Raw genomic sequence first — 23491 nt, 5'->3', positions numbered from 1 at the left:
CTGGATGATGGAGATCCGCGCTTCTGGCGTATCGCCAGGAAGTTCCCAGGCCCGGTGCAGATCAATGGCCGGGCGAACGCAGTCCCGGATCGACCGTCCCCGCGCGAGCAGGAACGTTCGGGAAAGCGGCTTGGACAGAAGGATGCGGATCCGGCGCTAAGCCACCGGCGGCGGGGCCGTCGATGCGCGGTGGATCAGCTCGAACGGCAGCAACTCGTCGATCGGCGCGGCCATGGCGCCGGCCGCGCCGCCCTTGACCTGGCCCTTGATCAGCAGGCGGGTGGCCAGTTCGGCCATCTCGACGACGGGCTGGCGGACGGTGGTCAGCTGCGGGCGCGAGAAGCGGGCGCTGGGGCTGTCGTCGAAGCCGGCGACGGACACCTCGCCGGGCACCAGGACGCCGGCCTCGGCGGCCGCGGCCAGGACGCCCAGGGCCATGTCGTCGTTGGAGGCGAAGATGGCGGTAGGGCGGTCGGGCAGGGCCAGCAGGGCCTTGGCCGCGTCGTGGCCCGACTGGAAGGTGAAGTCGCCCTGGCGAATCCAGCGCTCGTCGACGGCTAGGCCCCGGGCCTGCATGGCGGCCAGATAGCCCTGGCGACGGGCCTGGCTGGCACCGTGGCGCGGCTCGCCGACCACGAAGCCGATGCGCTTGTGGCCAAGGCCGGCCAGGTGCTCGGTGACGTCGCGGGCGGCGGCGAAGTTGTCCATGTGGACGCGGGGGCCGGGGCCGTCGGCCTCTTCCGGGCCGAGGCGGACGTAAGGCGTGCCGGCCTTGTTGAGGAGTTCGAGGACGATTTCGTTGTCGGAGCTGGGCGGGGTCAGGATCACGCCGTCGGGCTTCAGCGCGGCCAGCAGGGCGCCGACCTCCTGGCGGATCTGCGGAGCCTCGTGGTCGATCAGCTCGACCAGCAGGTGGTAGCCGGCGTCGCGGCACTGGAGCGTGGCGCCCAGCTGGATGCGCGACAGATAGTCGGCGCCGCGCTCGCTGCGCCAGTGGTCGATGGTCAGGGCGGCGTCGACGAAGACGGCGATGACGAAGCTCTTGGAGCCGGCCAGGCTGCGGGCCGACAGATTGGGGCTGTAGCCGAGGGCCTGGGCGGCTTCGAGCACGCGCTCGCGCATCATCGGACGCACGTTCGGCTCGTTGTTCATGACCCGCGAGACGGTCTTGATCGAAACCTCGGCGCGCGCCGCCACGTCGTAGATGGTCACCGAGGCCATCGGTCTGTCGCTTCCCCCGCCAACAAAACTCAGTCGTCGAACCGAGTCCGCCGACGCGGACTCAACCATTTCGTTGAGCCTAGAGCATTTGTCGCACGGAACGCGACCCCGGCGGCCAGGAAAAACCCACGAAAAACTTTGGGACAGGCCGGAACGCCCCTTGCCGGCCGGGGGCGGCGCGGCGAAGGTCGCCAGGCAGGCGAACGCGGCGGCTTCAATGACCGCGTCGGTCACAGGGAGCAGCCATGTCGCGGAGCGGCGCCAGCCGGCCGGTCGAACCGGTTCGGCCCAGTTTCATCGCCGCCTTCACCTTCGCCCAGATGGGCGCCTTCATCAGTTTCATGCCCCTGATCCAGGTGCTGCTGCCGCTGAAGGCCGCCGCCCTCGATCCGGCCCAGAAGGCCCTGGTGCTGAGCCAGACGGCGTTCTGGGGCGCGCTGACGGCCAGCATCGCAAACCTGCTGGCCGGCGCGATCAGCGACCGCACGACCTCGCGCTTCGGCCGTCGGCGGCCCTGGCTGCTGATCGGCCTCGTCGGCACCGTGCTGGCCTATGGCGCGATCATGCTGGCCGACAGCCGGCTGGAGCTGATCCTCGGCGTCATCGTCTTCCAGCTGGCCTTCAACATGCTGTTCGCCGCGCTGCTGGCCCTGCTGCCCGACCGCGTGCCCGACGCCCAGAAGGGGCGGGTGGCGGCGTTTCTCAGCCTTGGCCATCCGATCGGGGCGGTGGCCGGGGCGGTGCTGGTCGGCGGGCTGCTGGCCTCGGAGGCCTCGCGCTACGCCGCCATCAGCGTGGTCCTCGTGCTGGCCATCGCGCCGTTCGCCCTGCGCCTGAAGGACCCGCCGATCGCCGCCGACTCCGCCGAACGGTTCAGCCTGACCGGTTTCCTCAAGGGGCTGTGGGTCGACCCGCGCAAGCATCCCGACTTCGCCCTGGCCTGGATCAGCCGTTTCATGGTGCTGGTCGCGATCACCCTGACCCAGTGCTACATGCTCTACTACCTGCAGGACGCGCTGAACTATCCGGCGCTGTTCCCCGGCCAGCGGGCCGAGCAGGGGCTGGCCCTGCTGACCACCGTGGCCACCGTGGCCAATGTCGGCTGCGCCATGGTCTTCGGCATGCTGAGCGACCGGCTGGGGCGGCGAAAGCTGTTCGCGGCCGGGGCGGCGATGATCCTGGCCGCGGCGATGGTGGCCTTCTCGCTGACGCCGGGCTGGGCGGTGGTGCTGGCCGGCTTCGTGGTCTTCGGCTGCGGGGCGGGCTGCTACTACGCCGTCGACGTCGCGCTGGTCAGCCAGGTGCTGCCTTCGCAGGACGACGCCGGCAAGGATCTGGGGGTCATCAACCTGGCCAACACGCTGCCCCAGGCCCTGGCGCCTGTGCTGGCGGTCTGGTTCCTGGGCCCCAGCCGGACGGACTATCACGCGCTGTTCCTGGTGGCGGCCGGGCTGGCCATGGCTGGCGGTCTGGCGATCCTTCCGATACGGGGCGTGCGGTAGTCTTCCTTTCGGATCCGCCGTGCCGCAGTTCGTCACCATCACCGACCCCGCCGACCCGCGCGTGGCCGCCTATCGCGACATCAAGGAGCGCGACCTGGTCGGCCGGGAGGGGCGGTTCATCGCCGAGGGCGAGACGGTGCTGCGGGCCTTCGTGCGCGATGCTCCGCAGCGGGTGGAATCGCTGCTGATCGATCCCAAGCGCCGCGACAAGCTGGAGGCGGTGTTCGACGGCCTGGCGGGCGAGACGCCGGTCTACCTGGTCGAGCAGGCGGTGCTGGACGCCGTGGCCGGCTTCCATCTGCATCGCGGCGTGCTGGCCGTGGGCCGAAAGCCGGCGGCGATCCCGGCCGCCGACCTTCTGGCGACCCTGCCCGAGCGGGCGGTGGTGGTGGCGCTGTTCGGCATCGCCAACCACGACAACCTCGGCGGCATCTTCCGCAACGCCGCCGCCTTCGGGGCCGACGCGGTGCTGCTGGACGCCGACTGCTGCGACCCGTTCTACCGAAAGGCCATCCGGGTCTCGGTGGGCGCGAGCCTGAGCGTGCCGACGGGATACATCGCGCGCGGCGTGGACGCCGTCGACCTGCTGCGCGGAGCGGGCTTCACGCCGCTGGCCCTGACCCCTTCGGCGACGCGCACCCTGGCGCGGCTCGATCCGCCGGCCCGGGCGGCGGCGCTGCTGGGGGCGGAGGGGCCAGGACTGTCGGCCGACGTCATCGCCCGGGCCGAGGGGATCGGCATTCCGATGGCGGGCGGCTTCGACTCGCTGAACGTGGCGACCACCAGCGGCGTCGTGCTGCATCACCTGAAGTTCGGCGGCGCGGAGCGCGGCTGATCTTGTCCACCGGTTACCGGGCGCTCTAAGGTCCGCGCCAACTTGTAAAGCTTGGAGGGAACGTCATGCCGCAACTGAACCGCCGGGGCGCCTTTGCCCTGCTGACGGGCCTCGCCGCCCTGTCGACCGCGAGCATGGCCAGCGCCGCGCGCAAGCCGGCCGTTCCCGAGCCGAGCGAGGTGCGGCCGCTGTGGCCGAGCGACCCGCCGGGCTCGAGCGGGGTGACGGCGCAGGAGACCGTGCTCGAACGCAGCGACGGCAAGGGTCCGCGCGACCGCGCCGTGACCCACACCCGCAAGCCGACGCTGAGCCTGTTCCGCCCGCGCAAGCCCAACGGCGCGGCGGTGATCCTGATCCCGGGCGGCGGCTACGAGCGCGTGGTCATGGACAAGGAAGGCTTCGAGACCGCCCAGTGGCTGGCCGATCGCGGCTACACCTGCTTCGTGCTGCTGTACCGCCTGCCGGGCGACGGCTGGGGCGCGGGGCCGGACGCGCCGCTGCAGGACGCCCAGCGCGCCCTGCGCCTGGTGCGCTCTTGGGCGCCGGGCATGAAGGTCGACCAGCAGCGCATCGCCGTCATGGGCTTCTCGGCCGGCGGCCACCTGGCGGCCAGCCTGACCACCCGCTTCGAGGCCCAGGTCTACGACCGCGTCGACGCCGCCGACGACCTGTCGGCTCGTCCGGACCTGTCGGCCCTGATCTATCCGGTGATCACCATGGTGGCCGGGACCACCCATGCCGGCTCGCGCAAGCAACTGCTGGGCGCGGCCCCGTCGTTCGAGGCAGTGCAGGCCTATTCGGCCGAGACGGGCGTGGGCGGCCGCACGCCGCCGGTGTTCCTGGTCCACGCCGCCGACGACAAGGCCGTGCCGGTCGAGAACAGCCTGATGATGTTCGCGGCCCTCAAGGCCAAGGCGATCCCGGCCGAGCTGCACGTCTTCGAGGAGGGCGGCCACGGCTTCGGCCTGCGCTCGATCGCCGGCAAGCCGGTCGCGGCCTGGCCGACGCTGTTCGAGACCTACGCGAAGAAGAAGGGGATCTGAGGGGCGCGCGTCTAACCCTCTCTCAAAGAGAGAGGGTTTGGGCTTACCGCCCCCCGATCGGCGCCATCGTCCCGGCGCCCGGGACGTAGTTGTAGCCGCCGCGCTTGAGGTCGGCCGACAGGGTCAGGGGGGCGACGCCGCCGTTGAGGCGGGCGCGATAGACCATGGTCGTCTCCAGCGTGCGCATCACGTAGTTGCGGGTCTCGCTGAACGGGATGCACTCGATGAAATCGAGGGGATCGGTGGAGGCGCCGCGCGGGTCGCCGCACAGGGCCGTCCATTGCGGCGGACGGCCGGGGCCGGCGTTGTAGGCCGCGGCGGCCATGATGTAGGAGCCGCTGAAGCGGTTGATCATGTCGCCCAGGTACACCGAGCCCAGGCGCATGTTGTAGTCGGGCTCGAACAGGCGATCGACGCTGTGGCTCTCGCCCAGCTTGCGGGCGACGCCCGCCGCCGTGGGGGGCATGAGTTGCATCATGCCGCGCGCCCCGACCGACGAGCGGGCGCGGGGGTCGAAATTGCTCTCCTGGCGCGAGATCGAATAGACGAAGGCGGTCTCGGCCGCGCCGGGGATCGGCGTGAAGTGGTGGTCGAGCAGGGGATAGCCGCGCTCGGGCAGGATGAAGCCGCGCTGGGCGGCGGTGCGCACCGCGCGCATGGCCAGGTCCTGGTCGCCGGTGTTGCGGGCGAAGTCGACCAGCAGGGCCTGCTCCTGGGCGGTCGGCAGCTGGTCGTCGATGTAGAGCACCAGCGCGCGGAAGGCGTCGTTGGCCCCGACGTCGCGCAGCAGCCTGGCGGCGCGGATCAGTTCGCGGCTCTCGAAGCGGGCGCGGTCGGCCTGGGTGACCACCGGATCCTTCTCCAGGCGGATCTCCTTGATCCCGGCCTTCTCGGCGGCCAGCTGGCCGTAGAAGGTGGTGATGTGGCGCGCGCCCTCGGCGTAGAAGGCCTGGGCGGCGATGACGTCGCCCTGCGCCTCGGCCGCGCGGCCCTGCCAGTAGAGGGCGCGGCCGCGGGTGATCGGCGAGGCGCCGATCTCGTTGATGCGGCCGAAGTGGGCGGCCGCGGCGTTGGCGTCCTTGAGGCGCGACAACGCGATCCAGCCGGCGAAGAACTCGGCCTCGGCCGCGTCGGCCCCGCCGGGCAGGCCGGCGTTGGCGGCGGCGTAGGCCCCGCGGCTGTCGCCGTTCTTGATCGCCGACATCACCAGCTGCTTGCGTTCGCGCCAGATCGGGCCGGCGGTGTCGTCGGACGGCGGGCGGACGGGGAAGTAGCGCACGAGGTCCAGCGCCATGACGTCCATGCCCTTGCGGCGCAGATAGGCGGCGCGCTCGAAGGCGACGCCCGGCGAGACCTGCTGGGCTGGGGGCAGGGCGGCCACCAGGTCGTTGGCGTTCGAGGCGTTGGAGCGCAGGGCGATGCGGGCCTGGGCGGACGCCTGCTGGTCGTAGGGCAGCATGGCGACCATGTCGCGGGCGGCCGGGCCCTGCGGGCCGTACAGCAGCATGTCGGCGCGCTGGGCGTAGTCGTCGGCGGTGAGCATCGCGCCGAAGCGGGCCTGCATGGCGCGCTGGGCGTCGGCCTCGAAGGTCTTGCCGCGCCAGAAGCGGCGGATCAGGTTCGTGGCGTCCTGGGCCCGGCCGCTGGCCTGATAGGCGCCAGCCAGCGCCATGGCGCCTTCGGCGGTCTGCGGCTCGGAGCCGCCGAACCAGGCGATGGTCTGGGCGGGGGTCAGGCCGGACGTGGACAGCGCCTTCTCGGCGGGCAGGTCGCGACGCGACGAACGCGGCCAGCCGTTGAGGTCGCGGCGCGCCTGGTCCAGCTCGAAGAAGCTCATGCTCTCGGCGCCGACGTCGGCCAGCGCCCACAGGGCGATCTTGCGGGCCAGGGGATCGGAGATGCCCATCATCGCCGCACGCACGGTCGCGGCCGAGCGTTGGCCCATGACGGCCGCGCGCAGGTTGCCCGCGTCGGTGTCCGACAGCGTGCCGGCGTAGGCGGTGGGCGGGGTGTTGACGAGGCCGGGACGGGCCGAGCCGGTATAGGGCTGGGGCGCGCTCGGCAGGCCTTCGTCGTCCAGCTGCTCGGTCTGGGCGTCCGCGACGCTCGCCACCAGGGTCAGGCTGACGCAACCAAGAAGAAGCCGACGAATCCCAAAAGCCAAAACGCGGTCTCCTTCATTGCCGAGGCGGTGGTCCGTGCCCTTGATGAGGGCGTCCGGCGGCCGATTTTGGGCCGCACGAGCCGTATAGCCCGGTTCGCCGGCTGATCGACCCGCCTTTCAACGCCGAAGAGCGACGAAAAGGTCGGAACGACCAGTTGCGGTCGATAGGGGCGGGGACATATTGTCCGCCCCCACGTTTCAGCCGCAACTCTCGCGGCGTCTGCTCACGGCAAATTGCAAGTCATGGTCCATTCCCCGTTCAAGGGCGTCATCCCGGCCCTGGTCACCCCGTTCATGAACGGCGAGGTCGACGAGAAAGGGTTCGTCGCCCTGGTCGAGCGCCAGATCGCCGGCGGCGTGCACGGCCTGGTGCCGGTCGGCACGACGGGCGAGACCTCGACCCTGTCGCACGACGAGCACAAGCGCGTGGTCGAACTGTGCGTGAAGACCGCCCGCGGCCGTGTGCCGGTGATCGCCGGCGCGGGCAGCAACTCGACCGACGAGGCCATCGACCTGGTGCGCCACGCCAAGACTGTCGGCGCAGACGCGGCGCTGGTCGTCACGCCGTACTACAACCGCCCCAGCCAGGAAGGCATGTACCAGCACTACAAGGCGATCAACGACGCCGTTGAGCTGCCGGTGTTCGTCTACAACGTGCCGGGCCGCACGGGCGTTGACATCTCCAACGACACGCTGGTTCGCCTGTCCAAGCTGCCCAACATCGTCGGCATCAAGGACGCCACCGGCGACCTGACCCGCATCAGCCTGCAGCGCATCACCTGCGGCGCGGACTGGGTCATGCTGTCGGGCGACGATCCGACGGCCCTGGGCTACATGGCCCACGGCGGCCACGGCGTGATCTCGGTGACCTCGAACGTCGCGCCGGACGCCTGCGCCACCTTCATGAACGCCTGCTTCGGCGCCGACTGGGAGACGGCCCGCTACTGGCAGGACCGCCTGATCAAGCTGCACAAGGCGCTGTTCCTCGACAGCTCGCCGGCCCCGACCAAGTTCGCCCTGGCGCAGCTTGGCCTGTCGACGGAAGAGGTGCGCCTGCCGATCACGACCTGCAGCGACGCCGTGCGTCCCGCGATCCTCGAGGCCATGCGCGAGGCGGGACTGGTCTGATGACCAAGCCGATCGCGGAAAACCGGCGCGCCCGGTACGACTACTTCATCGAGGAGACCTTCGAGGCCGGCATCATGCTGACCGGCACCGAGGTGAAGTCGCTGCGCGTCGGCCGGGCCAACATCGCGGAGTCCTATGCGTCGGTCGAAGGGCGGGAGATCAAGCTGATCAACGCCGACATCCCGCCCTACGGCCACGCCAACCGCTTCAACCACGAGCCGCGCCGCCACCGGAAGCTGCTGCTGCACCGCAAGCAGATCGAAAAGCTGATCGGCGCGGTGCAGCGCGACGGCCGCACGCTGATCCCGCTGAAGCTCTATTGGAACGAGAAGGGCCTGGCCAAGCTGGAGATCGGCCTGGCCAAGGGCAAGAAGAACCACGACAAGCGCGAGACCGAAGCCGCCCGCGACTGGGCGCGCGACAAGGCGCGGCTGATGAAGGGCGACCGGGGGGATTGATCCCTTCGGGTTCGGGAACCTCCCCCTGTGGGGGAGGTTCGTCGCACAAGATGCTCCCCCTGAAGGGGGAGCTGTCGCGGAGCGACTGAGGGGGAAGTGATCGCTGCCTTTTGGAGCGCACTGACCTCATCAGATACTTCCCCCTCCGGCCCTTCGGGCCACCTCCCCCTTCAGGGGGACTGTTGCGAAATTCGGAACGTCGAAGAACAGACCAGAATCTGTTCGAGAACAGTTCGGAATCAAAAGGGGAAAGTCGTTCTCGTTTTACCCCATTATGCAACGATCCCTTCAGGGGGAGGATCTGCCGTCTGAGCCTTTTCCTGGCCCGGCTCTTGCTCCCTCGCCCGTGAAGGAGTCCGCGATGTCCGATACTGGTGCAAACACGGCCAAGGTCGCGCGTCCGCTGTCCCGCGGCGGGCCGCTGGACGCGTTGCGGTTCTTCGCGGCCTTCTTCATCGTGGTCTATCACTACGCCGAGCAGGCGCCGGTCTCGCTGTTTTCGATCCATCCGGCGTTCGGGCGCGGCTATCTGGCCACTGACTTCTTCCTGCTGCTGTCGGGCTACGTGCTGGGCCGGGCCTATGGTTCGCGCATCTCGGACGGCCGGATCCACGACGGCGCCTTCCTGATCAAGCGCATCGGCCGGGTGTGGCCCGCGCACCTCGTCATGATCGCCGCCTTCGTGGCCCTGGTGCTGGGCACCACGGCGCTGGGCGTGCAGCCGCGCAATCCGCAATGGTACCAGTGGGACCAGCTGCCTCAGCAGGTCTTCCTGATTCAGACCTGGGGGTTCCAGGGGCCGTCGGGCTGGAACATGCCGACCTGGACGCTGTCGGCCCTGCTGGTCTGCTACGCGCTGTTCCCGACCCTGTGGCGGGCGTTCGGCAGGATCGGCTCGCCGTGGATGGCGCTGCTGGCCGGCTGCGCGGTGTTCGTGGCCGTGGATCTGTTCTCGCGTCAGGTCTTCGGCCTGCCGTCGTTCCACCTGCACCTGAAGAACGGCCTCTATCGCGCCATCCCGCTGTTCCTGATGGGCGTGCTGATCGCGCGCCTGGCCCGCGAGGTGGTGATCGGCCCCAAGCTGGCCGACGCCCTGGCGATCTTCGCGGTGGTCGGCTTCGTGGTGCTGAACGTGGTGGGCGAGTACGCCTATCCCAGCCTGGCCCTGCTGGGCCTGCTGATCTTCGCCGCCAGCGGTTCGGCCAGGAACGGCTGGGGCTGGGCCAAGACTGGCGGGCGGCTGTCGTTCTCGCTGTACCTGACCAACCAGTTCGTGGGCGCGGTGTGGTTCGCCATGCAGCGCCTGCTGGACCAGAAGGTCGCGCTGCCCGAGGCCGCCCACTGGGCGATCTGGGCCATGGCCTTCCCGGCGGCCCTGGCGTTCGCCTGGCTCTTCGAGCGCCTGGTCGACGCGCCGCTGCAGGACTGGATCAAGCCGCGCCTGGAGAAGGCGACGGCCGGCTGGGGACGCAAGCGCGAGGGGAACCAGGCGGCTCAAGCGATGGTTACGACCCTGCGCTGAAAGCGCCCCGAAATCGCCTTGCCGTTCGCGGCCATATAGGCGACGAGGGATAAAACGCGCGTTCCAAACGCGCCAAGGGAGTCGACATCGTAATGCTCAGGACCGCCATCCTCGCCGCCGTCGCCAGCGCCGCCTTCGTCGCGCCGGCCATGGCCGCCGACATCTCCGGCCTCTGGCAGACCGAGACCAACGGCGGCCAGGTCGAGATCAGCCGCTGCGGCAACAGCCTGTGCGGCAAGCTGCTGACCTCGGACAACATCAAGAAGAACCCCGCCCTCAAGGACGAGAAGAACAAGGATCCGTCCCTGCGTACTCGCCCGCTGAAGGGCCTGCAGCTGCTGTGGGGCTTCAGCGGCGGTCCGACCGAGTGGACCGGCGGCAAGGTCTACAAGGCCGACGACGGCAAGACCTATTCGGGCACCATCACCATGACCAACGCCGACACCCTGAAGCTGAAGGGCTGCGTGGTCGCGCCGCTGTGCAAGACCCAGACCTGGACGCGGGTGAAGTAATTTCAGAGGGAGGCGCCTGCGGCGACCCCCTCCGGCCCTCCGGGCCACCTCCCCCAGAGGGGGAGGATCTAGAGCGCGAAGATGCTCCCCCTCTGGGGGAGCTGTCGCGAAGCGACTGAGGGGGGTCTGCGGCCGCTACAGCGGCGCGCAGGCCTCTTCCAGCCAGGCGCGGACTTCGGGCTCGACGCGCGGGCCGATCTCCTTCAGCACGCGGGCGTGGTAGGCGTCGAACTGGGCGACTTCCTCAGCCGTGAGCAGCGCCTTGTCTACCAGGCGGCGGTCGATGGGGGCCAGGGTCAGGGCCTCGAAGCGGTGCATCGGGCGGTCGCCGCCGTTCACGGTTTCCGCCGGCATGACCACTTCCAGGTTCTCGATGCGGATGCCGTACTCGCCGTCCTTGTAGTAGCCGGGCTCGTTGGAGACGATCATGCCGGGCTGCAGGGCGACGGTGTTGGGCGCCTTGCTGATCCGCTGCGGACCCTCGTGCACGCCCAGATAGACGCCCACGCCGTGGCCGGTGCCATGGTCGTAGTCCAGCCCGTGAGCCCACAGCGCCATTCTCGCCAGAGCGTCGATGGCCGAGCCGGTGGTGCCGGCCGGGAAGCGCAGGCGGGCGATGGCCAGATGACCCTTCAGGACCAGGGTGTTGCGCTGGACCATCTCGGCCGTGGGCTCGCCGATGGCCACCGTGCGGGTGACGTCGGTGGTGCCGTCCAGGTACTGGCCGCCGCTGTCGACCAGCAGCAGCGAGCCGAGGGCCGCGCGCTCGTTGGAGCGCTCGGTCGGGCGGTAGTGGGGCAGGGCGCCGTGGCCGTTGGCCGCGCCGATGGTGTCGAACGACAGGTCCTTCAGCACGCCGGTGGCTTCGCGGAAGGCTTCCAGCTTGGCGACGGCCTCCTTCTCGTCCGGCGGGCTCGTCTGGCCCTCGGTGGCCAGCCAGTGCAGGAAGCGGGTCAGGGCCGCGCCGTCGCGACGGTGGGCCTCGCGCGTGCCGTCCAGCTCGACGCCGTTCTTGCAGGCGCGGGGCAGGGTGCAGGGGTCCATGCCCCGTACGACCTTGGCGCCGGCGGCGACCAGGGTGTCGAAGTACCAGGCCGAGGATTGGGCCGGATCGACCAGCACGCTCTTGCCCGACAGCTCGGCCAGGGCGCCTTCCAGGGCTTCGGGCGCCTCTAGCGAGACCTCGTTGCCGAGCCAGGCGGGAAGCTCTTCGGTCACCTTGGCGGGGTCGAGGAACAGGCGGGCGCTGCCGTCGGCGCGCAGCACGGCCTGGGCCAGCGGCAGGGGCGTGCGGATGACGTCGCCGCCGCGGATGTTGAACAGCCAGGCGATCGAGGACGGGGCGGTGATCACGGCGGCGTCGGCGCCGAGACCCGAACCGATGCGGGCGCGCTTGGCCGAGCTTTCCTCCCCGGCGTACCGCACGGGGTGGGGAACGACGGGCGCCTGCGGCTGGGCCGGGCGCTGCTGGCCCCAGGCCTCGTCCAGCGGGTTGGCGGCGACGGGCTTGAGCGTGGCGCCGGCGCGGGCGGCGGCGGCCTTCAGCACGTCCAGCGCCGCGGGGCTGTGCAGGCGGGCGTCGTAGCCGATCACCGCGCCCTTGGAGGCGGTCTCCAGATAGGCCGGCACGCCGCCCTCCACGAGATCGCGGATCTCGAACACGCCCTGGTCGACCTGCTCGCGGACCTGCAGGGTGTAGCGGCCGTCGACGAAGACGGCGGCGCGGTCGCTCATGATCACGCCGGCCCCGGCCGAGCCGGTGAAGCCGCTGGCCCAGGCCAGGCGGTCGTTGGCGGCGGGCAGGTATTCGTTCTGGTGCTCGTCCTCGTGCGGCACGAGGAAGCCGTCCAGACCCTGGCGGGCCATGGCCTCGCGGATCAGCGGAACGTGGCGCGGGCCAAAGCCCGGATCGGTGGATTCATCGAAGGTCTGGCGCATGACGACCGATTTAGGCCTCACGCGCCAGACTTGGAAGGGGAGTTATCGCGGTTCGTCGGCCTGGGGCGACGGCGCCGTGCCGTCGGTCGTGGGCGGGGCCGTGGCGGCCGCGTCCTGGGCGGCGTCGGCGGCGGTCTGGGCCTGGAGCTCGGTCTGGCGACGCACGCTATCGGCGGCCGAGGCGGCGTCGCGGGCCGAGGCCTCGGCGGCCTGGCGGGCCTGGTCGGCGCCGGTCTGCAGGCCGACCTGCGCGCCCTCGACGAGGCCGGCGACACGGCCCTGTTCCTGGGCCTGGGCGATCTGGTCGGAACTGGCGTCCATCGGGCGCGAGGTCATCATGAAGGCCACGGCGATCACCGCCACGATGGCCACCACGCCGGCGACCAGCCAGTCCAGGGGGCTGGATTCGCGGCGGACCTCGACCACGCGCTCGGGCTGATGCTGGGCGGGGGGCAGGGAAGGATCGGTATAGGTCATTGTCGTTTCCTCGAACGGCGTTGTTCGAGAAAACGTGAAGCCAAGCGCAGGCGTTCCGCCCCTCCTCGCGGAGAGGCGGGCGGGGCTTACGGCCGCTGCAGCACCAGGGTGGCCCAGGCGTCGCGGTGGATGCGGCTGACGACCTTGAAGCCGCGCGACAGGTAGGCGGCCTTGACCATCCGCTCCTGGGTGCGCAGCAGGCCCGACAGGATGACCGTGCCGCCGGGGACCAGGGCGCGCTTGATGTCCTGGGCCAGGCTGATCAGCGGACGGGCCAGGATGTTGGCGAACACCAGGTCGTAGGGGGCGTTTTCGGCCACCAGCTTGTTGGACAGGCCCGAGGCGTGGACGAAGCGGGCGTTGGCCATGTTGACCTTGGCGTTCTCCTTGGAGATCCGCACGCTGGGCTTGTCGATGTCGGTGCCGACGGCCAGCTTCGAGCCGGTGCGCGCGGCGGCGATGGCCAGCAGGCCCGTGCCGGCGCCGACGTCGAGCACCTTGTTGAACTTCTTGGCCTTGATCAGGCGGTCATAGGCCTGCAGGCAGCCGACGGTGGTGCCGTGGTGACCGGTGCCGAAGGCCGCGCCGGCCTCGATGCGCAGGTTGACCGTGCTGGCCGGCAGGCGGCCGCGGTCGTGCATGCCGTAGACGAAGAAGCGGCCGGCGCGCACCGGCGGCAGGCCCGACAGCGCCATGGCCAGCCAGTCGGCGTCGGCCAGGGCCTCGCGCTCGACTTTCAGCGGATAGCCGCCCAGCAGTTCCAGCAGGGCCGCGTCCTCGTCCTCGTTGGTCGGGAAGGCGTCGATGCGCCAGATACCCTTGTCCTCGTCTTCCTCGAGGATCGAGTAGGTCGCGCCTTCGAGGCCGGGCATGTTGTCGATGGCGTCGGCGGCGGCTTCGGCGTCGGCGCGCGCGCCGCGGGCGACGATCTGCTGGTGGGTGTAGTCGGTCATGCCGCTCCAATAGTCGTACGCGCGGCCAAAGGCGAGACCGTCCGGCGTCCGAAAGCGGGGGCGGGGCTCCAAATTTCGGGCATGGGATCGGGCGGCGCCAGGCGCCAGGTCAGCGGCGGCTCCTGGCGAAGGCGCCGTTCGCGCGGCGGCTGTCGTGCGCCGGCCAGTCCGAGGGCGGGCCCGAGAAGCCGCGTGGCCGCCGCGCAGGCCAGGGCCCAGGCGATGCCGTTGCGCTCCAGGATGAAGCTTTCCGAGAAGGTGGTGATCAGGAAGATGACCAGGAACAGCGTGGCCCAATAGCCGTCGCGCACCTTGTCGAAGCGGAAAAGCGCGACCAGCAGCGGCAGGCCCAACATCAGAGCCGAAAGGCCCACGCCCACCCAGCCCAGTTGGGCCAGCACGTCCAGCCAGCCGTTGTGGGCCGTCGGCACGTTCCAGCCGGTCTCCTTGCGGATGAACAGGGCCGGCACGGAGTCGTCGCGCCAGAACACCGCGTAGCCGTAGCCGGTCAGCGGGGCCTTGGCCGACTGGCGCAGTAGGGCGTCCCAGATCTCGGTGCGGCCGGTCAGGGTGGGGTCCTTGCCCAGGGCCTTGAACAGCAGTTCCGGGGCCAGCCACATGACTAGCGCCGCGCCGCCGATGACGGTGACGCCCAGCCAGACCATGGTGATCGCCGTGGCCGGACCGCGCCGCATCATGCCCAGCAGGCCCGAGCCGACCAGGCCGATCAGCAGCACCATCAGCGAGGTCTTGGACTTGCTCATCACGATCATGAAGGCGCACAGCACGATGGCGCTGACGAACAGCTTGCGGTGCTTCGTGCCGGCCAGGATGGCGGCCATGGCGCCCAGCGCGCCGTAGACCATCATCGCGCCCATCTGGTTCTTCTCGAACCACAGGCCGCGCCAGTCGCCGGCGTTGATGTCGTGCTGAACGCCCATCTTCGGATAGGCGATCGCGGCCAGCAGGCCGCCGGCGCCCAGCACCAGGAAGGTGGTCGCCAGGATCTCGGCCATGCGGCGGCCGTCGAAGCTGGCGGCGAAATAGAAGCCGAACAGCGTGGTGAAGGCCGCCGCCAGCGCCCGGCGGTTGGTGGTGCCAGGATCGAACGACCACGAGGCCGAGGCGAACACCCAGAACACCAGCAGGCTGAGGATCCCGGCCGGCAGCCAGAACTTCGCCAGCAGGGGCGCGCGCCACAGCACCAGGGCCAGGATCAGCGCATAGACCGGCAGCCACATCAGGCGGAGGATCGGCATGTCCTCGCCGCCGGCCTGTTCCGGATCGAGAAACGGTCCGATGAGGGCGTTGGACAGCATGAACAGAACGAAGCCGCAGGCCCAGGCCTCCAGCGTGCGCAGAACGCCGCCTTCTTCCTCGATCCTGTCCGGCGCCGCAGCGTCCATGGCCGTTCCCGTGTGGCGCGAAACGGCACAGTTACCGGTCGCATGGACGGGAGGCTGCAAGGGGGAGGCCGTCTTCAGCGGTGGAAGCGCTGCGGAGAGGTTGGATAGATCAACCGCCTTCCTGGGCCTTGTGCCCAGGATACATCGTTCAACCTGCTGAGACCTTTCGGGAGGGGCGACGTCAGCAGCGGCCACCATGGACCCTCGCCACAAGGGCGAGGGAAGCGGTTCAATTGAACGGCTTTGTGAATGAGCCCGCCACGGAATGGCGAAGCCTAGTACCGCAGCGCCACTTCCGTCGGGACGGGCGCGGAGGCCGGCGGGCCGGCGATCACTTCCTCGGGCAGGCGCTTGTCGAGGATGTCGCCCGACGTCGAGGCGAAGCCGCGGGGCGGGGCGTCGGCCGGTTCGGTGGGGACGGCCGGCTGGTCGTCCAGGGCGGCGGTGGTGGCGCCCGAGGCCGAGACGATGTCGGCGTCGGCGGGATCGGGTTCGTAGCTGGCGGGCTCGACGAGGCCCATCTCGGCCATGTCGGCCGAGGTCAGCACCACCGGCGTCTCGTCGACGGGCGGGCGCAGGAAGTCCTGGCCGATGACGTAGTCGGGCACCTTGCCGGCGGGCCAGACCATGGGCGCGGCCTCGGCGTACTGGCTGCCGTGGACCTCGGCGAACGGCTGGGCGGTCGGCTCCTGCGGACCGATCTGCATGGTCACGCCGGCGATCGCGCCGAGGGTGAGGGCGACGGGGAGGCCGACGATGGCGGCCCGGGTCTTCAAGAGGTCGAGCGGCTGCATGTCCACATAGCGTTCGAGCCGGAGATTCGTTCTAGGCTGGCGATCGATTCCGGGCGGAGAGGCGCGAGCGACCATGAGCAACACCAGGAGCGGGGGCCTTTTGCGGATCCGCGAGGGCGGCCACGCGCGGGTGACCTATGTGGAGCTGTTCTTCGACCTGGTGTTCGTGTTCGCGGTCACCCAGCTGTCGCACGGCCTGATCGCCCACCCCAGCCTGCTGGGCGTGGCGGAGACGGGGCTGCTGCTGATGGCCGTCTGGTGGGCTTGGATCTACACCGCCTGGGTCACCAACTGGCTGGACCCCGAGCGGCCGCCGGTGCGGATCATGCTGTTCGTGGTGATGGCGGCCGGCATGGTGCTGGCCATGTCGATCCCCACGGCCTTCGAGGGGCGCGGACTGCTGTTCGCCCTGGCCTATGTGTCGATCCAGGTGGGACGTAGCCTGTTCACGGCCTGGAGCGCGCGCCGCGACGAGGGGCTGCGGCTGAACTTCCTGCGGATCACCGCCTGGCTCATGGTGTCGGGCGTGCTGTGGATCGCGGGCGGCCTGATGCATGACGGCCTGCGCCTGGCCTGCTGGGCCGCGGCGATCGCCATCGAATACGCTTCGCCGGCCGTCGGCTTCTGGACGCCGGGCCTGGGCCGCAGCCGCACCGCCGACTGGACGGTCGAGGGCGCGCACCTGGCCGAGCGCTGCGCCCTGTTCACGATCATCGCCCTGGGCGAGTCGATCCTGGTCATGGGCGCGACCGCCGCCGGCCTGGAATGGACGCCCGTGGTGGTGCTGTCGTTCGCCTCGGCCTTCGTGGCCAGCCTGGCCATGTGGTGGATCTATTTCTCGTTCACCGCCGAGGCGGCCAGCGAGGCGATCAGCCATTCGGACGATCCTGGCCGGGTGGCGCGCATCGCCTACACCTACAGCCACCTGCTGCCGGTGGCCGGCATCATCGTGGCCGCCGTCGGCGACGAGTGGGTGATCCATCATCCCGTGGGGCACGCCGACCCGAAGATCTCGGCCGCGCTGATCGGCGGGCCGCTGCTGTTTCTGCTGGGCGGGGTGCTGTTCAAGAAGGCGGTGTTCCGCATCTGGTCGCCGTCGCGCGGCGCGGGCATGGCGGCGCTGCTGCTGCTGATCCCGGTGTCGGCGGTGGTGTCGCCGATCGTGCTGTCGCTGCTGACCACCGGCGTGCTGGTGCTGGTCGGCGCCTGGGAGAGCCTGGCGATCCGTCGGCGCGGGCATCAACTGAGGGGATGATGCGCTCGCCGCCGCAACGCCGCCGCAAGACTCGTCTATAGGGTCGCGCTAGAAGCGCCGCGTCTCCCCCGCGCGGCCGCGAGCGGGACATCCAGTGATCAAAGAGCGTTTCCCCGACACCAAGGCCCTGATCTTCGACTGCGACGGCACCCTGGTGGATAGCCTGGCGCTGTACGCCGTGGCGTGGCCGGCGGGCCTGCGATCCACCGGCCACGCCATGGAGGCGTCCTGGTACCTGGAGCGCGGCGGGTTCTCCGGCGACATGCTGATGGACGCCTTCGAGCAGGAGGTCGGCCAGACCCTGGACCGGGCGCAGGTGATGAAGACGGTCTGGGCGACCTACCAGGCAGGCGTCGGCGAGCTGACCGAGATCGCGGCCGTCACCGCCATCGCCCGGCGGTTCCACGGCCGCCTGCCCATGGCGGTGGCCTCCAGCGGTCCGTCCGACTTCGTGCGGCTGAGCCTCAAGTCGCTGGGCCTGGACGCCTTGTTCGATGCCATCGTCACGGTCGAGGACGTGGCGGCGGCCAAGCCGGCGCCGGACCTCTTCCTCGAGGCCGCCCGTCGGCTGGGCGTGGCGCCGGACGACTGCCTGGTCTTCGAGGACAGCATCCAGGGCCTGCAGGCGGCCAAGGCCGCCGGCTGCCAGGCGATCGACGTGCGTGAACTGATGGACGAGGCGGCGGCTTAACGCCCGTACGCCGCCTCGGTGGCGCGGATCAGGCCGTCGATGACGCCGGGCTCGGTCGAGGCGTGGCCGGCGTCCCAGACGATCTCGAAATGGGCCGAGGGCCAGGCGCGGTGCAGGGCCCAGGCGCTGGCCAGGGGCGTCACCACGTCGAAGCGACCCTGGACGATCCAGGCCGGGATGTGGCGGATCGCGTCGATGTTGGCGAGGATCCAGTCGTCCTGCGGAAAGAAGCCGCGATTGACGAAGAAGTGGCTCTCGATCCGCGCGAAGGCGATGGCGAAGTCTTCCTCGTTGAACTTCGGCGGCCGGGCCTCGGGGCCGCGCAGCGAGATGGTGTCGCCCTCCCACTGGCTCCAGGCGTTGGCCGCCTCGGCCTGGACCCGGCGGTCGGGGTGAACCAGGCGCTTGTGATAGGCGGCCATCAGGTCGCCGCGCTCCTCGGGCGGGATCGGGGCCAGGAACCGCTCCCAGGCGTCGGGAAACAGCATCGAGGCGCCGTCCTGGTAGAACCAGGCCAGCTCCTTCCGCGTCAGCAGGAAGACGCCGCGCAGCACCAGGCTCTCGACGCGGTCGGGGTGCTTGATGGCGTAGGCCAGGGCGAGGGTGGAGCCCCAGGAGCCGCCGAACACGGTCCACTTCTCGATGCCCAGGTGTTCGCGCAGCCGCTCGATGTCGGCGATCAGGCTCCAGGTGGTGTTGTCGTCGAGACTGGCGTTCGGTCGCGAGCGGCCGCAGCCGCGTTGGTCAAACAGGGTCATGCGCCAGCGCGACGGGTCGAAGAACCGCCGCATGGTCGGATTGATCGCCCCGCCCGGACCGCCGTGCAGGATCACCGCCGGCTTGCCGCGCGGCGCGCCGCATTCCTCGTAGTAGATCTCGTGGGCGCTTCCGGTGGGCAGCCAGCCGAACGAGAACGGCTCGACCTCGCGATAAAGGCCGCGACGGCCGATGGAGGACATGGCTGCGAGTGAAGCGTGACGGTCCATGGCGCGAGCCTAGGCGCTTTGCTTGTCCGTGTGAACGGCGCTTTGTCGGTCCGCGGAACGCCGGGGGAGCCAGGGCGAGTAAGCTTGACCAGGAGCAACCAGGGCGATAACGCGCAGACAGGCTGTAATCGGGGACGGGCGGCATGCGGCGGCGGGACGTGATGACGGGCGGGCTGGCCGCTGGGCTGGCGGTTCCGGGGCTGGCGCTGGCCAAGCCCAAGCACGCGGTCGCCGGCGACGTCGCGCCCGAGTTCTCGATCGCCACCGTCAACAACGGCGTCCATCGCCTGGCCGACATGCTCGGCGACGTCGTGGTCATCAACTACTGGGCGTCGTGGTGCGCGCCGTGCCGGGCCGAGATGCTGGCGCTGGACCAGTACATGCGCGAGAAGGCCGGCAAGGGCCTGCGGATCTATGCCGTCAACATCGAGAGCTCGCCGCCGGAGAAGGCCATGCGCGACCTTTCGGCGGCGCTGTCGTTCCCCGTCGGGCGGCGGCTGGCGGGCAAGGGCTACGGCAAGATCGACAACGCCGTGCCGACCAATTTCGTCATCGACCGCAAGTGCGTGGTGCGCCACGCCAAGGCCGGCGCCTTCTCGTACGACAGCTTTTCGCGCCTGCTCAATCCGCTGCTGGCCGAGCCGCGTCCCGTCGAGGTCGCCTAGACGCCACGATTCCCGCTATGGTGCGCGGACATGAGCACCACGCCCGAAGACCTGACCGACGACGACCTGCTGAACCTGCTGACCGACGATCAGCTGGCCGAGCTCGACGCCTCCATCGCCGAGATGTTCGGCGCCGAGGGGCTGGACCGCGCCGAGGCGCTTCTGGTGCTGGCCAGGGTCTATTCGATGCGGGCCGCCGAGCGCGACGAAGCCTCGGCCCTGGCCCTGCTGCAGCTGGCCGCCGCCATGCGCCGCCGCGCCGAGCGGCTGATGCAGCGGCCGCAGTAGCGACTACGTCGCCATCCGCAGCGTGCCCGTGTCGATCGCCTGGGTGATGCGCACCTGGCCTTTCTCGTCGCGGATCTCGACGGTGACCTTGGGCGCGGGCGGCGACCAGTCGATGGTGATCAGGCCGAAATTGCGCTCGCGCAGCACGGTCGAGGCGCGCAGGGCGTTGGGCGGGGTCACGGGCCACACCTCGGTCAGGCCCGACGAGGTGACGTCCCACATCGGGTAGGGGACGTTGAGGTCGAGCTTGCTGACCTCGGCGTAGTGGGTGTCGCCGCTGACGAAAAAGAGGCGCTCGGCGCGCTGGCGGCGGATCGCCTCGAACAGCCGCTGGTGATCGCGGGCGTAGTTGATCCAGCTTTCCCAGCCAGCGAAGTCGGCCAGCACCTGCAGGCTGGAGCCGAAGATCCGCAGGTCGGCCGGCTGGGCCAACTGGCGCTCCAGCCAGGTCCATTGCGGCTCGCCGATCATGGTGGCGGAAAGGTCGGGGATGCGGTCGTAGGGGCCGGGGGTCTCCTTGCCGCGCAGCCCCTGCGAGACGGCGAAGGCCTTGTAGCCGCCCTTGAAGGTCTTCTCGGCGAGCGGCGTGCGGTTCCAGCGCAGGTCGGGCAGGATGATCTGCACCCGCTGGCCGGCCGGGCCGAAGACGTAGGCGGCGTACACGCCGTCACGCGTGCGGCGCGGCGAGGTTTCCGGCTCGCCCCAGAAGTCGCAGAACTGGCGGCGGCTCTCGTCCTTCATCGGATAGTCGCCGCCGGCGTCGTTCTCGCCGAAGTCGTGGTCGTCCCAGATCGCCACGACCGGGATCTCGTCGCGCAGCCGCTTGAAGTGGAGCTTGGCGGCCAGCATGGCGTACTTGGCGGCCATGACCTTGGGATCGCGGGTGTCGGCGTAGATGTTGTCGCCCAGGAACATGAAGAGGTCGGGCTTGGCGGCGAAGATCGCCTCCCAGATCAGCTGGTCCTTGTCCTGCTTGGCGCAGGAGCCGAAGGCGATGCGGGTCAGCGGCTTGTCGAGGGCGGCGTGGGGCGCGTCGACGATCGCTTGAGCGGCGGCGGGCGCGACGGCCAGGGCGGCGGCCGACAGGCCGAGCGCCGAGCGGCGGGAGAGGTCGGTCACGGGCGTTTCCCCTGGGCTTTTCGAGGGTCTTTTCGGCGAAGCTTGAACGAAACGCGGCCGGGAGTCGCCTCCCGGCCGCGCGGTCTGGGCATTCAGGAAGGGGCTCAGAACGCCTTCTTGATGGTCACGAAGCCCTGGCGCGGTGGGGCCGGCAGCAGGGTCATGGTCGTGCCGGCGGTGTCGCGGTTGACGAAGCCGCCGGAACCGACGGTCGAGATGTAGTCCTCGTCGGTCAGGTTGGTGACGTTGGCCTGGATCTCCAGGCCCTTGCTCCAGCCCTCGCCGTCGAAGCGGTAGCCGAGGGTCAGGTCGGCCACGGTGTAGCCGTCGACCTCGCCGCCGACGTTCTCGTAGGTGTAGTAGCGCTCGCCGGTGTGGCTGACGCCGAGGCGGGCGAAGAAGCCGCCCTGCTCGAACTTCACCTCGGCCTTGAACAGGTTCTTGGGCGTGTTGACGACGGTTTTGCCGGCGGTGCGGGCGGCGACCGTGCCGTCGCCGTTCATGACGTCGTCCTCGTACTCGGAGTTGTTGTAGGTGTACGAGCCGTAGACCGACCAGGCGTCGGTGAGGCGGTACTCGCCGGCCAGTTCGACGCCCTGCGTCTTCACCGAGCCGACGTTCGACAGCACGGCCGGCAGGCCCAGGATCGGCGAGGCGGTCGAGGCGCTGAGCAGGCGGTTCTCGAAGGTCACGTCATACAGCGCCGCCACGCCCTGGAAGCGATCGTTGCGATAGCGCACGCCGCCTTCCCAGGTCTTGGAGCTTTCCGGTTCCAGGGTCTTGGCGACGTAGTCGACCACCGTCTGGCTCTGCGAGGCGAACGGCCCGGCGGTGGCGGCAGAGACGTAGGCGGCCACGTTCTCGGTGTAGCCGCCGAACAGCTCCAGGCCGCCGTCGAAGGCGTAGACCGCCCCGACCTGCGGCAGGAAGCTTTCCTCGCTCTTGATCGTGCCGGCCAGCGGGTTGCCGACCACGGTCTCGACGCTGTTCTCGACCTTCATGGCCTTGAAGCCGAAATTCACCTTGAAGGCGTCGGTGATCGTCCAGCTGTCCTCGACGTAGCCGGTCAGGGTCTCGGTCTTGAACCGGTACTGCCACTGGGTGGCGAACGGGTTCTGCTGGAAGTCCAGCGGGTCGCGCGACGGACGCGAGACGGTCTCGGCGTAGAAGCGGCGGGCCTGGTTGAAGTGGTTGGTCTCGGTCCAGAAGCCGCCGCTGACCTTGTGGGCGCCCAGGTCGATCGACAGGCTGGCGATCAGGCCGCCGCGGTCGATGTCGTACTCGGTGGTGCGGATCGACAGCGGCGCGGCGTCCGAGCCGGCCGTGCCGAAGCCGGGGCTGGCCAGGTAGGGCGTGTACCACAGGCCCTGGCCCTTGTTCTTGTGCTGGTAGGCGGTGGCCTTGAAGTCGATCCGGTCGCCGAACGGCAGGGCCAGGATCGCGCCGTAGAGGTCGTCGTCACGCACGCCGGCGCCGGCGTAGTAGGCGTCGTCGACGGTGGCGAACGGAGCGGGCAGGGCCGTGCCGGTCTGGTAGGCGCGGGCGGCGGCGATCGCCAGGTTCCAGTTGGGGATCAGGTTGTCCCAGTCGCGGCCGAGACGCTTGATCATCTCGAACGACATGTCCTGGTAGTCCTGCTCGCGGCGTTCGGAGCGGGTGTAGAAGCCGGTCAGCGAGCCTTCGCCCAGCGGCAGGACGGCCTTGGCGTCGTACTGGCGCTGCTTCTGTTCGCTGCCGCCCTTCCACTTGTCGGTCTTCTGGTCGGCGACCGAGACGAAGGCGCGCAGGCCGCCCAGCTGCTCCAGGGCGCCGGTTTCGAAGCGGGCGAACACGCGGTGCATGTTCTGCGAGCCGCCGGTCAGGTTGACCTGGCCGCCCATGACTTCCGACGGATCGCGCGAGGCGAACTGCAGGGTGCCGCCGAGGTTCGAGGTCGAGGCGGTGCCCAGCGAGCCGGCGCCCTGGGCCAGTTCGACCTTGCCGATGTTCTCGCTGGCGATGGCGCGGCTGATGTGCAGGCCGTTGTGGTTGCCGTAGCTCATGTCGCCCAGCGGCACGCCGTCGCGGGTGAAGCCCAGCTGGTTCTGGTTGAAGCCGCGGATCGACAGGCTGGTCGACCACTCGTAGGCGCCGAACGGGTCGGCCGACTGGAACGAGACGCCCGGCAGCTTGTCGATGGCCTTCAGCGGGCTCGTGCCGGCGGCCTGGGTGGCGATGCTCTCTTCGTTGAGCACCTGGACCTGGCGGCTCTGGCCCTGGCCGATGACGACGACGGCCTCGACCTCGGCGGCGGCGTCGGGCGCCGGCTCGGGCGCGGGGTTTTCGGCGGCCATGACCGGCGCGGCGAACAGGAGGGCGCCGAGGGCGGCGCTGAGCAGGAGGGCGGACTTCATCTGATATCCCCTAGTGCGCCGGGGGCGGGGAGGCCGCCGGGGCGCGTCTGGGGGTGTTCGCCTAACGTGGATCGGCGACGTGGCTGCGACGGTTACTTGTCGGCTGGCCGACAGTCCGGCGACGAACCTGTGAAGGGGGCG

Annotated in this window: 21 protein-coding genes; 11 read left to right on the top strand and 10 right to left on the bottom strand. The window is 69.9% G+C overall.

All coding sequences use genetic code 11. The features are described from left to right. Positions 1–156: 156 nt before the first annotated feature. The gene (locus C1707_RS24115; RefSeq protein ID WP_101713647.1) at positions 157–1221 is read right to left on the bottom strand and encodes a LacI family DNA-binding transcriptional regulator; all 1065 of its coding nucleotides are present in this window, start codon (positions 1219–1221) and stop codon (positions 157–159) included. A 245-nt stretch (positions 1222–1466) separates the two neighbouring features. On the opposite strand from C1707_RS24115, the gene C1707_RS24110 reads away from it, so the two are divergent. The 3 genes from C1707_RS24110 (at position 1467) to C1707_RS24100 (ending at position 4601) form a co-directional block, all read left to right on the top strand. Beyond that, positions 1467–2723, top strand: a complete 1257-nt coding sequence (locus C1707_RS24110; protein ID WP_101713648.1) for an MFS transporter — start codon at positions 1467–1469, stop codon at positions 2721–2723. Between the two features lie 19 nt (positions 2724–2742). Further along, a complete protein-coding gene (locus C1707_RS24105; protein WP_101713649.1) occupies positions 2743–3558 on the top strand; it encodes a TrmH family RNA methyltransferase in 816 nt (271 codons plus the stop codon). A 65-nt stretch (positions 3559–3623) separates the two neighbouring features. Beyond that, entirely contained in the window at positions 3624–4601 is a 978-nt protein-coding gene (locus C1707_RS24100; protein ID WP_101713650.1) for an alpha/beta hydrolase, read from the top strand. Between the two features lie 43 nt (positions 4602–4644). Here C1707_RS24100 and C1707_RS24095 read toward each other — a convergent pair whose 3' ends face one another. Continuing rightward, positions 4645–6765 (bottom strand): lytic transglycosylase domain-containing protein, encoded by a 2121-nt coding sequence (locus C1707_RS24095; protein WP_164467448.1) that lies wholly within the window; start codon positions 6763–6765, stop codon positions 4645–4647. Between the two features lie 243 nt (positions 6766–7008). Between C1707_RS24095 and dapA the strand changes: the two genes are divergently transcribed. The 4 genes from dapA to C1707_RS24075 all read left to right on the top strand — a co-directional run bounded on the left by dapA (position 7009) and on the right by C1707_RS24075 (position 10385). Next, entirely contained in the window at positions 7009–7893 is an 885-nt protein-coding gene (gene dapA, locus C1707_RS24090; RefSeq protein ID WP_101713651.1) for a 4-hydroxy-tetrahydrodipicolinate synthase, read from the top strand. Further along, positions 7893–8351 carry an SsrA-binding protein SmpB gene (gene smpB, locus C1707_RS24085; RefSeq protein ID WP_058349779.1) on the top strand — a complete coding sequence of 153 codons (459 nt, stop codon included), beginning with the start codon at positions 7893–7895 and terminating at the stop codon, positions 8349–8351. The genes dapA and smpB overlap by 1 nt, the downstream gene beginning before the upstream one ends. Positions 8352–8712: 361 nt before the next feature. After that, positions 8713–9873: an acyltransferase family protein gene (locus C1707_RS24080; protein WP_101713652.1), complete on the top strand. Its 1161-nt coding sequence runs from the start codon at positions 8713–8715 to the stop codon at positions 9871–9873. Positions 9874–9965: 92 nt separating this feature from the next. Next, complete coding sequence (locus tag C1707_RS24075) at positions 9966–10385, top strand: DUF2147 domain-containing protein (protein ID WP_101713653.1); 420 nt, start codon at positions 9966–9968, stop codon at positions 10383–10385. Between the two features lie 135 nt (positions 10386–10520). Here the strand turns inward: C1707_RS24075 and C1707_RS24070 are convergent, their stop codons facing one another. The 5 genes from C1707_RS24070 to C1707_RS24050 all read right to left on the bottom strand — a co-directional run bounded on the left by C1707_RS24070 (position 10521) and on the right by C1707_RS24050 (position 15953). Continuing rightward, positions 10521–12323, bottom strand: coding sequence for an aminopeptidase P family protein (locus C1707_RS24070; RefSeq protein ID WP_101713654.1), 1803 nt, complete (start codon positions 12321–12323; stop codon positions 10521–10523). 42 nt (positions 12324–12365) lie between these two features. Beyond that, positions 12366–12800 (bottom strand): hypothetical protein, encoded by a 435-nt coding sequence (locus tag C1707_RS24065; protein ID WP_101713655.1) that lies wholly within the window; start codon positions 12798–12800, stop codon positions 12366–12368. Positions 12801–12886: 86 nt separating this feature from the next. Next, a complete protein-coding gene (locus tag C1707_RS24060; protein ID WP_101713656.1) occupies positions 12887–13753 on the bottom strand; it encodes a 50S ribosomal protein L11 methyltransferase in 867 nt (288 codons plus the stop codon). Next, on the bottom strand, positions 13750–15159 hold the full coding sequence (locus C1707_RS24055; RefSeq protein ID WP_101713657.1) for an O-antigen ligase family protein: 1410 nt from the start codon (positions 15157–15159) through the stop codon (positions 13750–13752). Before C1707_RS24055 ends, C1707_RS24060 begins: the two co-directional genes overlap by 4 nt. A gap of 275 nt (positions 15160–15434) precedes the next feature. After that, complete coding sequence (locus C1707_RS24050; RefSeq protein WP_101713658.1) at positions 15435–15953, bottom strand: hypothetical protein; 519 nt, start codon at positions 15951–15953, stop codon at positions 15435–15437. 73 nt (positions 15954–16026) lie between these two features. Between C1707_RS24050 and C1707_RS24045 the strand changes: the two genes are divergently transcribed. Both C1707_RS24045 and C1707_RS24040 read left to right on the top strand, forming a co-directional pair. After that, a complete protein-coding gene (locus tag C1707_RS24045) occupies positions 16027–17208 on the top strand; it encodes a low temperature requirement protein A (RefSeq protein ID WP_101713659.1) in 1182 nt (393 codons plus the stop codon). Positions 17209–17302: 94 nt separating this feature from the next. Further along, complete coding sequence (locus C1707_RS24040; protein WP_205686804.1) at positions 17303–17899, top strand: HAD family hydrolase; 597 nt, start codon at positions 17303–17305, stop codon at positions 17897–17899. On the opposite strand, the gene pip is transcribed toward C1707_RS24040, so the two are convergent. Continuing rightward, positions 17896–18885, bottom strand: a complete 990-nt coding sequence (gene pip, locus C1707_RS24035) for a prolyl aminopeptidase (RefSeq protein ID WP_101713660.1) — start codon at positions 18883–18885, stop codon at positions 17896–17898. The two genes, C1707_RS24040 and pip, sit on opposite strands and share 4 nt — an antisense overlap. Positions 18886–19028: 143 nt before the next feature. Between pip and C1707_RS24030 the strand changes: the two genes are divergently transcribed. Together C1707_RS24030 and C1707_RS24025 are read left to right on the top strand one after the other, a co-directional pair. Continuing rightward, complete coding sequence (locus tag C1707_RS24030) at positions 19029–19550, top strand: TlpA disulfide reductase family protein (RefSeq protein WP_101713661.1); 522 nt, start codon at positions 19029–19031, stop codon at positions 19548–19550. 30 nt (positions 19551–19580) lie between these two features. After that, positions 19581–19838 carry a low temperature requirement protein A gene (locus C1707_RS24025; RefSeq protein ID WP_101713662.1) on the top strand — a complete coding sequence of 86 codons (258 nt, stop codon included), beginning with the start codon at positions 19581–19583 and terminating at the stop codon, positions 19836–19838. A gap of 3 nt (positions 19839–19841) precedes the next feature. Here the strand turns inward: C1707_RS24025 and C1707_RS24020 are convergent, their stop codons facing one another. Together C1707_RS24020 and C1707_RS24015 are read right to left on the bottom strand one after the other, a co-directional pair. Then, entirely contained in the window at positions 19842–20957 is a 1116-nt protein-coding gene (locus C1707_RS24020; RefSeq protein ID WP_101713663.1) for an alkaline phosphatase D family protein, read from the bottom strand. A gap of 104 nt (positions 20958–21061) precedes the next feature. Next, positions 21062–23350 carry a TonB-dependent receptor gene (locus tag C1707_RS24015; RefSeq protein ID WP_101713664.1) on the bottom strand — a complete coding sequence of 763 codons (2289 nt, stop codon included), beginning with the start codon at positions 23348–23350 and terminating at the stop codon, positions 21062–21064. Between the last annotated feature and the right edge of the window lie 141 nt (positions 23351–23491).

Source organism: Caulobacter flavus, from assembly GCF_003722335.1.
Taxonomy (GTDB): domain Bacteria; phylum Pseudomonadota; class Alphaproteobacteria; order Caulobacterales; family Caulobacteraceae; genus Caulobacter; species Caulobacter flavus.
This window is presented reverse-complemented; position numbering and strand designations above follow the sequence as displayed.